The 13,500-nt window shown below is 72.2% G+C and carries 9 protein-coding genes; 6 read left to right on the top strand and 3 right to left on the bottom strand.

Translation table 11 applies throughout. The annotated features are described in order from the left end of the window. Window positions 1-31 precede the first annotated feature (31 nt). Window positions 32-2,365: a transglycosylase domain-containing protein gene (locus tag ACSMHG_RS17105; protein ID WP_435747323.1), complete on the bottom strand. Its 2,334-nt coding sequence runs from the start codon at window positions 2,363-2,365 to the stop codon at window positions 32-34. A gap of 131 nt (window positions 2,366-2,496) precedes the next feature. Here ACSMHG_RS17105 and ACSMHG_RS17100 point away from each other — a divergent pair, with 131 nt between their 5' ends. The 4 genes from ACSMHG_RS17100 to ACSMHG_RS17085 all read left to right on the top strand — a co-directional run bounded on the left by ACSMHG_RS17100 (window position 2,497) and on the right by ACSMHG_RS17085 (window position 8,181). After that, a complete protein-coding gene (locus ACSMHG_RS17100; RefSeq protein ID WP_435747321.1) occupies window positions 2,497-2,856 on the top strand; it encodes a J domain-containing protein in 360 nt (119 codons plus the stop codon). A gap of 46 nt (window positions 2,857-2,902) precedes the next feature. Then, entirely contained in the window at window positions 2,903-3,499 is a 597-nt protein-coding gene (locus tag ACSMHG_RS17095) for a PadR family transcriptional regulator (RefSeq protein ID WP_435747319.1), read from the top strand. Between the two features lie 56 nt (window positions 3,500-3,555). Further along, a complete protein-coding gene (locus tag ACSMHG_RS17090) occupies window positions 3,556-4,644 on the top strand; it encodes an inositol-3-phosphate synthase (protein ID WP_435747317.1) in 1,089 nt (362 codons plus the stop codon). 225 nt (window positions 4,645-4,869) lie between these two features. Continuing rightward, the gene (locus ACSMHG_RS17085; protein WP_435747315.1) at window positions 4,870-8,181 is read left to right on the top strand and encodes an immune inhibitor A domain-containing protein; all 3,312 of its coding nucleotides are present in this window, start codon (window positions 4,870-4,872) and stop codon (window positions 8,179-8,181) included. A gap of 148 nt (window positions 8,182-8,329) precedes the next feature. Here the strand turns inward: ACSMHG_RS17085 and ACSMHG_RS17080 are convergent, their stop codons facing one another. Both ACSMHG_RS17080 and ACSMHG_RS17075 read right to left on the bottom strand, forming a co-directional pair. After that, window positions 8,330-8,797 carry an SRPBCC family protein gene (locus tag ACSMHG_RS17080; protein ID WP_435747313.1) on the bottom strand — a complete coding sequence of 156 codons (468 nt, stop codon included), beginning with the start codon at window positions 8,795-8,797 and terminating at the stop codon, window positions 8,330-8,332. Window positions 8,798-8,847: 50 nt separating this feature from the next. Next, on the bottom strand, window positions 8,848-10,242 hold the full coding sequence (locus tag ACSMHG_RS17075; protein ID WP_435747355.1) for a CCA tRNA nucleotidyltransferase: 1,395 nt from the start codon (window positions 10,240-10,242) through the stop codon (window positions 8,848-8,850). A 94-nt stretch (window positions 10,243-10,336) separates the two neighbouring features. On the opposite strand from ACSMHG_RS17075, the gene ACSMHG_RS17070 reads away from it, so the two are divergent. Beyond that, a complete protein-coding gene (locus ACSMHG_RS17070; protein ID WP_435747311.1) occupies window positions 10,337-12,589 on the top strand; it encodes a DUF6049 family protein in 2,253 nt (750 codons plus the stop codon). Continuing rightward, on the top strand, window positions 12,586-13,500 hold a 915-nt coding region (gene murJ, locus ACSMHG_RS17065; protein WP_435747309.1), incomplete at its 3' end, for a murein biosynthesis integral membrane protein MurJ. The genes ACSMHG_RS17070 and murJ, both read left to right, overlap by 4 nt.

Raw genomic sequence — 13,500 nt, 5'->3', positions numbered from 1 at the left:
GTCACCGAGCGGTCGCGGCCGGCGGGCCGGGTCAGTCCTCGGTCCCCGGCCCGCGGCCGTTGCCGCCGCCGGCGCCGCCACCCCCGCCACCCGGGCCACCGGTGGTGCCCGAGGTGGGCGAGGACGTCGGCGACGGCTGCTGGGTGGGCGACGGCTGCGACGTCGGCGACGGGCTCTCCCCGCAGCCGAGGATGTCGCAGGACGGCGACGGCTGCTGGGTCGGCGTCGGGCTCGAGGTCGGCTCCGGCTCCGAGGTGATCGAGGGCTCCGGCGTCTTCGACGGCTGCTGGCTGGGCGGCTTGCGCGTCGGCTGCGGGTTCCGCGTCGGCGACGGCGGCGCGACGTACGGCTCGTGCCCGCCCGACGGCGCGTCGCCGTCGACGTACGCCGGCTCCGGGAACTGCTCGACGGGCAGACCCTCCATGAGCGTGCCCATCAAGTTGGTCCACGTCCTCGCGGGGTAGGAGCCGCCGAAGTACTCCGGCAGCCAGCCCTGCAACTGCTCGTTGCCCTTGCCCCGCACGTACATCACCGCGGTCGCCATCTGCGGGGTGTAGCCCGCGAACCACGCGGAGGACACCTCGTCGCGCCCGTTGGTCGCGGTGCCGGTCTTGCCTGCGGCCGGCCGGCCGAGGGCCAGGGCGGCGGTGCCGGAACCGCCGGTGACGTTCTGCTGCAGCGCGTAGGAGACGTCGGCCGCGATGTCGGCGTCGAGGACCCGCTCGGGCTCGGCCGCGACCTCGTTGTGGTCGTAGCGGACCTCGCCGGAGTCGTCGACGACCTTCTCGATGATGAACGGCGGCGCGTAGACACCCTCGTTGGCGATCGTCGCGTAGGCAGTGGCCATGTTGATCGGGCTCACCGTCGCGCTGCCGAGCGCCACCGTCGCCACCGGGTCCAGCCCGTCCGAGAAGTTCGGGAAGCCGGCGGCGTTGCGCCCCTTGGGCTCCGCCGGCGGGATGCCCATGTCGTTCATCGTCTTCACGATCTTCTCCGGGCCCTCGTCCATGGACATCGTCATGTCGACGAAAGCGGAGTTCGCCGACTTCTGGGTCGCGTAGACCATGCTGATGGAGGAGCCCCAGTCGTCGTCACCCTGGTTGGTGATCTCCGTGCCGTCGGGCAGCACGTAGGGCGAGTTGCCGTCGAAGGTGTCGGTGAGCGAGAACCCTTCCTTGATCGCGGCGGCCAGCGCGAAGGCCTTGAGCGTCGAGCCCGCCTGCCCGCCGGCGACCGCCCAGTTGATCTCGGACTGCAGGTAGTCCTGCCCGCCGTAGAAGCCGCGGACGGCACCCGTGCCCGGCTCGACGCTGGCCACGCCGACGTGCAGGTCCTTGTCGCCGAAGCCCTCGGGCCGCTCCTCGACCACCGCCTGCTCCGCGGCCTCCATCGCCTTCTTCGTGAAGGTGGTGGTGACCTTGAGGCCGCCGCCCTTGATCTCGCTGTCGCTGAAGCCGAGCCGCTCGAGCTCCTTGCGGACCATCTCGAGCATGTGGCCCTTCTGGCCGCCGTAGGTGCTCTGCTCCACCTCCGGCGGGAACTTCGGCAGCCGCCGGGAGGCCTTCTCGGCCTTCTCGTCGGTGATCATCTCCAACTCGGCCATCCGGCCCAGGGTGTAGCGGTACCGCTCGAGCAGGTCTTCGCGGGCGCCCTTGCCGTTCGCCGGGTCGAACCGGCTCGGGTTGTTCAGCACGCTCGCCAGCACGGCGCTCTGCCGCAGGTCGAGGTTCTTGGCCGGCCGCTGGAAGTAGGCCTGGGCGGCCGCCTCCACGCCGTACGCGCCGCGACCGAAGTAGATGGTGTTGAGGTAGCCCTCGAGGATGCGCGACTTGCTCTGCTGGCGCTGGACCTTCAGCGAGAGGATCGCTTCCTTGATCTTGCGCTTGTAGCTCTGCTCCTGGGTGAGGTACAGGATCTTCACGTACTGCTGCGTGATCGTCGAGGCACCCTGGCGGTCGTTGCCCTGGGCGTTGTTGAAGGCCGCCCGGACGATGCCCTTCGGGTCGATGCCGCTGTCGGTCCAGAAGGAGTCGTTCTCGGCCGCCACGACCGCGTCCTTCATGGTCTGCGGCATCTTCTCCAGGTCGATCGAGACCCGGTTCTGGGTCGCGAACCTGCCCAGCTCGGTCTTGCCGTCCTCGTAGAAGACGAAGGTGGTCTCGGTGCGGAAGTCCTCGTTCGGGTTCGGGATGTCGATGACCTGGTAGAGCACGACGAGCCCGGCCCCGACGAGGAGCGCCCCGACCAGCCCGAGGGCGAGCAGCCACCGGGCGACCCGCCCCACGACCTGCTTGGGCGTGCGGGGAGGACGCTTCGGCGACGTCTTCACGGCAGGGCCGACGGCCCGGCGCTTGGCATCTCTCACGCTGGTGGTCTCCTCGAAACGGCAGGGCGGAGGGTCTGCAAAACCCACAACAGGGTACGCAGGGGCGCCGAACCCGCCATTTCCCCAGGACGATCGCCGTAGCCGGCGGCGCCGCGCGTCGTTGACCCGGCATGCGAGCACAGCACCCGGCGACCACCGCCCCCGCCGCACCGGCAGCCGACGAGCACCGCGCCGCCCGGGTGCTCGGGGTGGGCCCGGGTGCCTCGACCGACGAGCTCCGCGCTGCGTACCGGCGGCAGGCCCGGGCGCTGCACCCCGACCGCTTCCACCACCTCGGCCCCGACGCCGTGGACCGCGCCACCGCTCGCTTCCGCGAGGTCGTCCGCGCCTACCGGGTGCTCGCCGCAGCGGCCGCCCACCGACCGACGATCACCCTCGTCGACGGCCTCTACCGACCGCGCCACCGCTCCGCCGCGGCGGCCTACGCGCCGTCCGACACCGTCGGCACGAGGTACGACGCCGCGGCCTGATGCATCGCCGGTTCGCGTAGCGCGGATATATCGCTACGATAGGTCGGTGGCACGCCGCGCAGAGACCATCGAGCTCGCAGTCCTCGGACTGCTGCACGAGGGACCCATGCACGGCTACGAGCTGCGCAAGCGGCTCAACCTGATGCTGGGGTGGGGGCGGGTCCTCTCCTACGGATCGCTCTACCCCACCTTGAAGAAGATGCTGCGCGGCAACCTCATCGAGGAGACCACCGGCAGCGCCCCCACGACGAGCCGCCGGCCGCGGATCGTCTACCAGGTCACCGAGACCGGCACCCGGGAGTTCGAGCGGCTCATGTCCGAGGTCGGCCCGGCCGCCTGGGAGGACGACGACTTCGGCATCCGGTTCGCCTTCTTCGGTCGCACCGACATGGAGATCCGGCTGCGGGTGCTCGAGGGGCGCCGCATCCGCCTGCAAGAGCGGCTCGACCGGGTGCAGCGTGAGCTGTCGATGACCGAGAAGGAGGTCGACCGCTACGCGGCCGAGCTCCAGCGGCACGGGGTGGAGTCCGTCGAGCGGGAGGTCCGGTGGCTCTCGGACCTCATCAACGCCGAGCGCGGTCTCGGCGGCGAGCGCGAGGCCGGCGAGCCACCTGCACCACGTACCTCCAGTCCCGGGTCCTGACAGCGGGACCAGCACACCAACACGTTCGTTCCGCAAGGACAAGGAAGGAAGACCCGATGGGTTCGGTTCGAGTAGCAGTCGTGGGAGTGGGCAACTGCGCCACCTCCCTCATCCAGGGCGTCGAGTACTACAAGGACGCCGACCCGGCGGGCACCGTCCCCGGCCTCATGCACGTCGCCTTCGGCGACTACCACGTCCGCGACGTCGAGTTCGTCGCGGCGTTCGACGTCGACGACAAGAAGGTCGGCAAGGACCTCTCCGAGGCGATCAACGCCTCCGAGAACAACACCATCAAGATCTGCGACGTCCCGACGCTCGGTGTCGAGGTGCAGCGCGGCCCGACGCTCGACGGCCTCGGCAAGTACTACCGCCTGACCATCGAGGAGTCGGCCGCCGAGCCGGTCGACGTGGTCAAGGCGCTCCAGGACGCCGAGGTCGACGTGCTCGTCTCCTACCTCCCGGTGGGCTCCGAGGAGGCCGACAAGTTCTACGCCCAGTGCGCGATCGACGCCGGCGTGGCCTTCGTCAACGCCCTGCCGGTCTTCATCGCCTCCGACCCGGAGTGGGCGAAGAAGTTCGAGGACGCCGGCGTCCCGATCGTGGGCGACGACATCAAGTCGCAGGTCGGCGCCACCATCACCCACCGCGTGATGGCTCGCCTCTTCGAGGACCGCGGCGTCGCGCTGGACCGCACCTACCAGCTCAACGTCGGCGGCAACATGGACTTCAAGAACATGCTCGAGCGCGAGCGCCTGGAGTCCAAGAAGATCTCCAAGACCCAGGCGGTCACCTCGAACCTCACCGGCACGCTCGGCGGCGCGACCGCGGACGACCGCAACGTCCACATCGGCCCCTCGGACTACGTCGCCTGGCTCGACGACCGCAAGTGGGCCTACGTCCGGCTCGAGGGCCGCGCCTTCGGCGACGTCCCGCTGAACCTCGAGTACAAGCTCGAGGTGTGGGACTCCCCGAACTCCGCCGGCATCATCATCGACGCGATCCGCGCGGCGAAGATCGCCAAGGACCGCGGCATCGGCGGGCCGATCATCTCGGCGTCGTCCTACCTGATGAAGTCGCCGCCGGTGCAGCTGCCGGACGACGAGGGCCGCCGCCGCGTGGAGGCCTTCATCAAGGGCGAGGAGTGAGCTGAGGAACGAAGCTCGCTCCTCCCGCCCGCAGGTCGAGCGAGCCCGCGACTGAGGAACGAAGTCGCGCAAGGCGTGTCGAGACCAGGCGAGGAGTGACCTCGCGCACAGCCCGGCTCGCCTGAGCCACTGGTACGACGGCCCGCCCGGCCTCCGGGTGGGCCGTCGCCATTTCAGCACTCCTCTTGGTCGTAACCGTGCGCCGCTCGGCGTCGTTCGCACGGCATGACCCCGCCCCGCCTGCGCGTCGCCGTGGCCACCACCGCGCTCGCCGCCGCGCTGCTGACGCCCGTGGGCGTCGCCGCCACCACCGTCCCCGCCACCGCGGAGGAGCCGACCCGTCCCGAGCAGTCCGAGCTGCTCGAGGCGGTCGGAGAGAAGCTGTTGACCGTCGACTTCGACGGCCAGGACGCCAGCGTCGTCCGCGGTGCCCAGGTGACCGTCTCCGGCACCGTCGCGACCGTCGCCCAGTCCTCGGCCTCGCGGGTCGCCCGCGCCGCCGACGGCGTGCCGGCGTCGTTCACGCTGGCGGTCACCGACGTCGACGGCGACGTGCTCGCGACCCAGGAGGTCACCGCCGGCCCCGACGGCTCCTTCTCCACCACGGTGCCGGGCTCGGTCACGGCCGGCCTGCCCGATGGGGGCGAGCGCAGGGTGCTGGGCGTCCGCGCGCTCGACGCGTCGTACGCCGGGTTCGCGGCCGACGACGCCGGCGCCACCGCCGTCGAGGTCCTCCCCCGGGCCGCGGGGCTGCGGATCGAGAACAGCTTCGTCTCCTCGGTCGGCTGGGTGAAGCCGGGCGAGCGGTACCCGTCGCGGATCATCCTGCGCAACCCCACCCGCCGCGCCGTCTCCGGCGCCCGGGTGACCGTGACCGGCCCGCGGGGGACGTCGTTCGTCGGCGCCGCCGGCCCCGGCAGCCGCAGCGTGCGGCCCGGCCGGATCACCTGGCGCCCCGGCCCGGTCCGCCCGGGCGCCACCCGGGTCCTCGTCGTCCAGGCCCGGGCGGCCACGACCAAGGCACTGCCGACGGTCGTGTGGCGGGACCTGTCCACCACCGCCCGGCTGGCCTCCCCCGGCGCCCGGACCCGCGTGGTCAGCCACGGACCGAAGGTGATCCCGCCGAGCGAGTCCTACGACACCGCGCGGTACGGCGACCGCCCCTTCCCCGTCGTGCCCGTCCAGTACGTCGACCGCTCCTACACCGCGGACCACTCCGGCGGGTCGCTCGAGCGGGTCATCAACGCGCGCTCGCTGCCGGGCTCGACATTCAACCTCTTCCAAGAGATGTCGCTGGGCCAGCTCTACCCGAACGGCACCGTGCCGTCGGCGGGCATCGCCACGGCGGACTTCGACTACGAGCCGGGCTTCCCGCTGGTGAGGACCGAGCCGGGCTCGGTCAGCACCTGCACCGGCGTCACCTTCGCCGACCTGCCGGCCGACGTGCTGGGGTCGCCGCTCTACCCCGAGCGGATCACCAACGGCGTCTACAACCTGCCCGGCACCACCCAGTACTACGGCGCCGACGGGAACGGCTCGGCCATCATCGGCTCGCTGACCGGCATCGCGGCGCTCTCACAGATCGACAGCGGCTGCGGCCCCACCGGCAAGATCGTCGCCGACGCCGTCGCGCTCGCCGACCCCGAGATCGACTACTCCGACTACGACACCGACAAGGACGGCGTGGTCGACTTCTTCATGGGCGTCTTCGCCGGCTGCGGCGGCAACGGTTCCTCCCAGCTCGGCGCCTGCACCACGGAGCCGACCGACCTGCTGCCCTACGACAACGTCTGGCCGCACAGCTCCTCGCTGGAGTACTACCTCAACGACCCGGTGACCGGCCTGCCCGGCTTCGCCACCGACGACCAGCTGAAGGACCTCCAGGGCCGGCCGCTGTACTGGACGAACGAGCGCTACGACGCGATGACGACGAAGCGGACCGCCCACAAGGTCTTCGTCCGCGTGGGCCCGTACAACCTCAACCCCGAGACGGCGATCGACAAGGCGTCGGTCATCAGCCACGAGTACGGCCACTCGCTCGGCCTGCCCGACTTCTACTCCACCGGTGGCCGCGAGACCTACGGCGACTGGAACCTGATGGCGGCCGACAAGTCGCAGCACATGGACGCCTTCTCCCGCCAGGAGCTCGGCTGGGTGGTGCCGCAGGTGCTGCCGAAGGGCCGGCGCACGACGGTCCGGAGCTTCACCGACTCCAAGCAGGACACCGGCCGGATCCACTGGCGGACGCCGGGTGGGAAGAAGTACGTGCTCCGCAACGGCCGGGACGGGCGGGTGCGCAACTCGCTGATGTACGTCGCCAAGCTGCCCGGCCGCCAGCTGCTCAGCCCGGAGAAGTTCGACACCGGCACGGGCGCGACGAAGCGGCACGCCTGGTTCAGCGGCTCGGGCAACGACTTCGGCTGCGCCAGCGACGGCGGCGGCCGCAACCTCGACATCTCGGTGCCGGCGCTGGCGAAGCTGCCGGCGGGCTCGACGGTCACGCTGCAGTTCAAGTCGCTGTTCGACATCGAGTGGGACTACGACTACGGCTACGTGCTGACCTCCACCGACGGCGGCCGCACCTTCGCCGCCCAGCCGTCGGAGCGGGGGGTTCCGACCACCAGCACGACCAACCCGAACCAGAACGGCTGCCAGGCGACGTACTCCCACGGCATCACCGGCTCCAGCGCGTCCTACACCGACCCGCTGACCGTGCAGGCCGACCGGACCCTCGGCAACGCACCGGCGTCGGTGTTCCTCACCGACACCTTCGACGTCTCCGAGCTGGCCGGCGCCGACGTGCCGGTCCTGCGGTTCAGCTACGCCACCGATCCGGGCCTGGCCCGGCCCGGCTGGTTCATCGACGACGTCAAGATCACCGCGACCACGCCGGGCGGCGGCACGAAGGTGCTCTACCGCTCCGACTTCGAGAGCTCCGGTGACCCGCACGACCCGCACGTCTTCAACGGCGGGTGCAAGGCCGACGGCCCGGGCGGGGCGTGCACCAAGGGCTGGCAGTACGTCGAGGCCGGCGCGGAGGCCGACTTCGACCACGCCTACTACCTCGAGATGCGGGACCGCTCCGGGTTCGACCTCGCCGGGCGGGGCCAGATCGACCGCGACCCGATCCAGTTCCAGCCGGGTCTCTTCATGGCCTACACCGACGAGGCGCACGGCTACGGCAACGCCGGCACCGACGACCCGCCGGCGCAGACCCCGATCGACGCGGTGCCCGAGCCGGGCAGCACCACGCCGGACCTCGCCGACGCCGCCTTCACCGACCGCCAGGGCCGCTCGTCGTACTCCGACTTCGGCCGGGGGCACACCGACAACTACGCCAACCCGGCCGAGACGTCGACCGACCCGCGGTACCCCGACGTGGCCAACCCGTGGCGGTTCCGCTTCGGGTGCCTCGCCTTCCGCGTCCTCTCCATGCGCGGCGAGGGCGTGGGCCCGGAGAGGGCCGACGGCGACCTGACCGGGGCGGTGCGGTTCCGCCTCGGGCGGGGCTGCGGGCGGTTCGACTGGGGCTACTGACAGCCAGGCCTGGGGGCTGGCTGGGGGTCCCGGGGGCGCCACCGCGATCGTTCAACGGAACGGTTGTGGTGGCGCCCTTCCGCGTGGTGGGTGGTTGACGCCCACCCGGACCGCCGGCCCATCACACGAACGACGCGCCCGGCACGGCTCAGGGCCGGCGCTCGGCCTCCGCCTTGACCCGGTCGAGCGTCTCTCGCATGCCCTCGCGCAGCTCGGCGCTGAACCCCTCGGTCCCGCCGAGGGCGACCTTGGTCAGTCCGAGGGAGACCGGTGAGATGCCGCGCGGCGCCTCACGCCGGTTGGTCAGCCGGGTGCCCGTGGCGGTCGGCTCGAGGGTGAAGGACCACACGGTCCAGTTCTCGCTCACCCGGAAGGCGAAGCGCACGTGCGGGTCGAAGGTGACGACCTTCGCGCTGGTCGGCCAGAACAGCGGGCCGCGACGGTTCAGGTTGAAGAACCGGGTGCCCTCCTGCACCGGTCGCCCGCGCACCACGGTGCGGAAGACCTGCGGGCTCCACTCGCGGGTCCGGGCCGGGTCGGCGACCAGCGACCACACCGTCGCCGGCGGGGCGGCGATCTCGACGGTCTCCTCGAGGGTCAGGTCCGTGGTAGTCATGCTGGGAACATACTGGCAGTACGCCGCGGCGTCAGCCCGCGTCCGCCGGTTCAGCGCTCGTGCCACCAGGCGAGCAGGGCCTCGCGGGCGTCCTCCGGCGACATCGGTCCCCGGTCCATCCGGAGCTCGAGCAGGTGCTGGTAGGCCTGGCCGACCTCGCGGCCCGGCCCGATGCCGAGGATCTCCATGATCGCGTTGCCGTCGAGGTCCGGGCGGATCGCGGCGAGCTCCTCCTCCTCGGAGAGCCGGTCGATCCGCTCCTCGAGCTCGTCGTAGGTCCGCGCCAGCCGGCTCGCCTTGCGCTGGTTGCGCGTGGTGCAGTCGGCCCGGGTCAGCACGTGGAGCCGCTCGAGCTGGTCGCCGGCGTCGCGGACGTAGCGCCGTACCGCCGAGTCGGTCCACTCCCCCGACCCGTAGCCGTGGAAGCGCAGGTGCAGCTCCACCAGCCGGCAGACCGCGTCGGTCTCGTCGTTGGAGAAGCGCAGCGCCTTCATCCGCTTCCGCGTGATCTTGGCGCCCACGACGTCGTGGTGGTGGAAGGTGACCGACCCGTCGTCGAGGAACCGGCGGGTCCGCGGCTTCCCGACGTCGTGCATCAGTGCGGCGAAGCGCGACACGAAGTCGGGGGCGCCGCCGAGCCGGTGCTCGAGGTCGATCGCCTGCTCCAGGACCGTCAGCGTGTGCTCGTAGACGTCCTTGTGCCGGTGGTGCTCGTCGCGCTCCAGCTTCAGGGCCGGCAGCTCGGGCAGCACCAGCTCCGCCAGCCCGGTCTCGACCAGCAGGGTCAGGCCGAGCCGGGGGTAGGGCGCGCACACCAGCTTCACCAGCTCGTCGCGGACCCGCTCGGCCGAGATGATCGAGATCCGCCCGGCCATCTCGGTCATCGCGCGACGCACGCCCTCGTCGACGGTGAACCCCAGCTGCGCGGCGAACCGCGCGGCTCGCATCATCCGCAGCGGGTCGTCGGAGAAGGAGTCCTCCGGGCGGCCGGGCGTGCGCAGCACCCGGTGCGCGAGGTCGACCACGCCGCCGTACGGGTCCTCGACCTCGCGGCCGGGCAGCCGGACCGCCATCGCGTTCACGGTGAAGTCCCGCCGCCCGAGGTCACCCTCGAGGGTGTCGCCGAAGTCGACCGACGGCTTGCGCGAGTCGGGGTCGTAGTGCTCGGAGCGGTACGTCGTGACCTCGACCTGCCACTCCCCCCGGCGGCACCCGATGGTGCCGAACGCCCGGCCCATGTCCCAGGTGGAGCCGGCCCAGGCCTTGAGCAGCCGCTCGGTCTCCTCGGGCCGCGCCGAGGTGGTGAAGTCGAGGTCGTTGTGGTGCCGGCCGAGCATCGCGTCGCGCACCGGGCCCCCGACCAGGGCCAGCTCGTGGCCGGCGTCGGCGAACCGGCGGCCGAGCTCGTCGATGACGGGGGCGACGCGGTCCAGCTCCTCGGCCACCGAGCGCTGGACGTCGGCGAGCTGCAGGTGAGGAAGCGGGGCGTCGGGCACGGGCGACCATTCTAGGCGTGCCGCGGCCGATAGGCTCGCCCGCATGCTTCGCCCCCGGTCGCTGCGGCCTGCCCTCATGGCGCCGCACGCGACCGGGCGGCTCCCGGCGGCGTCCCTGGTGCTGCTCGCGGTGGTCGCCGCACTGCTCACCGCGCTGGTCACCGTGCTGGTCACCGTGCTGCCTGCCGTCCTGGCCGGCCCCGGTACGTCGGCCGCGGCGGCGCCCCCCGACGAGGACTCGCCGCTGACCGTGACCATCGACTCCCTGTCGCCGGCCGCCCTCCCGGGCACAGGGCCGATCACCCTGACCGGGTCGGTGACCAACCGCGACGAGCTGCCGTGGACGACGGTCAACCTCTACCCGTTCGTGTCCGACGTCCCGATCACCTCGACGGCCGAGCTCGCCGAGGCCGCGGAGGTGCCGGCCGAGGCGGACGTCGGCGCCCGCATCGTCGAGGTGGACGACACCGTCGAGGTGCTCGAGCCCGGCGAGACCGCGCGGTTCACCCTGCGCGTGCCGCGCCGCTTCCTGCCGTCCGAGGCCGGCGTCTACTGGTTCGGCGTGCACGCGCTCGGGCAGGGTCCGGACGGCAGGGATGTCAGCGCCGACGGGCGCGCCCGGACCTTCCTGCCCGTCGTCCCGCGCACTGACGGGCGGGAGGTCGAGGTCGCGCTCGTCATCCCCCTCCGCCGCGCGCTCACCCGGGAGCCGGACGGCTCGTTGGCCGACGTCGCCGGCTGGCAGCGCACCCTGGAGCCGGACGGGATGCTGCACTCCCTGGTCGACCTCGGCGCCGCCGCCGGTGACCGGGACCTCACCTGGCTCGTCGACCCCGCACTCGTCGAGGCCGTCCAGCGGCTCGCCGACGGCAACCCGCCCCGCTCGCTCGACCCGACCGTCGAGCCGGGCCCCATCGAGCCCAGCGGCAGCGCCCCGGGGGGAGAGGGCCAGGGAGAGGCCGAGGAGGAGCCGTCGGGAGAGCCCTCGCCCGACGCCGGCGCTCCCCGCCACGAGCCGTCCGCCCAGGAGCAGGAGGTGGCGGAGGCCGCGCGAGCCTGGCTCAGCCGGGTGAGCGAGGCGGTCGAGGGCGACCAGGTCCTCGTGCTGCCGTACGGCGACGTCGACGTGGCCGCTGGGGCAGCGGAGGCCCCCGAGCTGCTCGAGCGGGCTCGCACCCGTGCCGACGAGGCGACCTCGGCCTGGGAGGTGCCGACCAGCCCGGCCATCGGGAGCCCGACCGGCTTCCTCGACCCCGGTGCCCTCCCCCTGCGCGAGCCGGGGACGACCGTCCTGGTCACCGACCGGATGTTCGCCGAGGACGCTCCGGCTGTCGCCGTCACGGACGAGGGGCCGCTGGTCGTCACCTCGTCGGGCGCCGCCTCGGGTGGTCCGGGGCCGGACGACCCGCTCGCCGTGGTGGCGCTGCGGCAGCGGATCCTCGCCGAGGCGGCTGCCCGGCTGCTCAGCCCGGGCCGGCTGCCCCTGGTGGTCCAGCTCCCCGCCGGCTGGGCCCCCTCGTCGGTGAGCGACTTCTACGACGCGCTGGACCAGGAGTGGGTGGACCTCGTGACCGTGGCGGAAGCCGCCGACCGCCGGGGCACGCGGGTGCGCCTGGACGAGCTCGACGTGCCGCGCTGGCAGGAGCGCCGCCGGCTCGACGCGGAGGCGGTCGACGCGGCGAGCGAGCTCATCGACGCCGGCAGCGTGCTGCAGCACGTGCTCCGCGACAACGGCACGGTCGCCACCGAGGTCGCCGACGAGGCGCTCGCCACCCTGTCGTACTCCGCCCGCAGCCAGCCGGTCCGCGCCCGCCTCGCCGCCGAGGCGTCGGCGCGCTGGATCGACGGCCGGCTCGGGAGCATCACGATCAAGGGACCGCCCGGCGTGGCGCTCTCCAGTGCCAACGGCCGCTTCGGCGCCACCATCGCCAACGGCCTCGACCAGCCGGTCGAGGTGAGCATCCAGGCACTCACCGACGACCCCGAGGCGATCTCCATCCAGGGCCCCGAGACCGTGGAGGTCCCCGCGAACGGCGAGGCCTCGGTGCTCCTCGACGCCACCACCCGGGCACCCGGCGTCCACAACGTCACCCTGGTCCTCACCGACCACACCGAGGACCCCGAGGACCAGCACGTCCCCCTCGGCTCGACCACCCAGGTCCCGATCCGGTCGATCCAGGCGAGCGCCGTGATCTGGGTGATCATCGGCGCGGGCGCGCTGCTGCTGCTGGGCGCGGTCGCCCTGCGGGTGATCCGGCGGGTGCGCGCCACCCGCCGGGAGGAGGAGGCCCGATGAGCCGCGCCGAGGCCACGGAGGAGCAGCGCAGCGTCCTCGCCAACAGCGCGGTGATGGCGGCCGGCACGGTCGTCTCCCGGCTCAGCGGCTACGTCCGCACGATCTTGCTGGCCGCCGCCCTGGGCAACCTGCTGCACGCCGATGTGTTCAACATCGCCAACACCGTGCCGAACATGCTCTACATCCTGCTGGCCGGCGGTGTCTTCAACGCCGTCCTGGTGCCGCAGCTGGTGCGGGCGATGGAGGCCGACGCCGACCGCGGCGAGGCCTACACCAACCGGGTCGTCACCCTGGCGGCGATCTTCCTCGGCGTCGTCACGGTGCTGCTGGTCATCGGGGCGCCGTGGCTGATGTCCCTCTACGTCGACGACGACATGCCGCCCGACGCCTGGGAGTCGATCGTCGACTTCGCCCGCCTGTGCCTGCCGCAGGTGTTCTTCTACGGCATGTTCGTCCTCGTCGGCCAGGTGCTCAACGCACGCGGCCGGTTCGGGCCGATGATGTGGGCGCCGATCGCGAACAACGTCATCTCGGTGGCCGTGCTCGTCCTGTACCTCGTGCTCTTCGGAGCCGCCCGCGACGACGAGCGGACCGCCGGTTTCACGGCCGAGCAGGAGCTGGTGCTCGGCCTCGGCTCGACGCTCGGCATCGCCGTGCAGCTCCTCGTCCTGGTGCCCTTCCTCCGGGCGGCAGGCTTCAGCTACCGCCCCCGCTTCGACTTCCGGAACACCGGGCTGGGCCGGACCCTGCGGCTGGGCGTGTGGACGGTCCTCTTCGTCGTGGTCAACCAGCTCGCGTACACGGTCGTCGTCCGCCTGGCCTCGACCGGCACGATCGACGGCGACGCCGACAGCACCGGCTACTCGGTCTACTCGGCCGCCTTCCTCATCGTGATGGTCCCGCACGCGGTC

The organism is Nocardioides ureilyticus (assembly GCF_051280745.1).
Taxonomy (GTDB): domain Bacteria; phylum Actinomycetota; class Actinomycetes; order Propionibacteriales; family Nocardioidaceae; genus Nocardioides.
The sequence above is the reverse complement of the archived record's forward strand: the minus strand, read 5'-3'. Positions and strand labels throughout refer to the sequence as shown.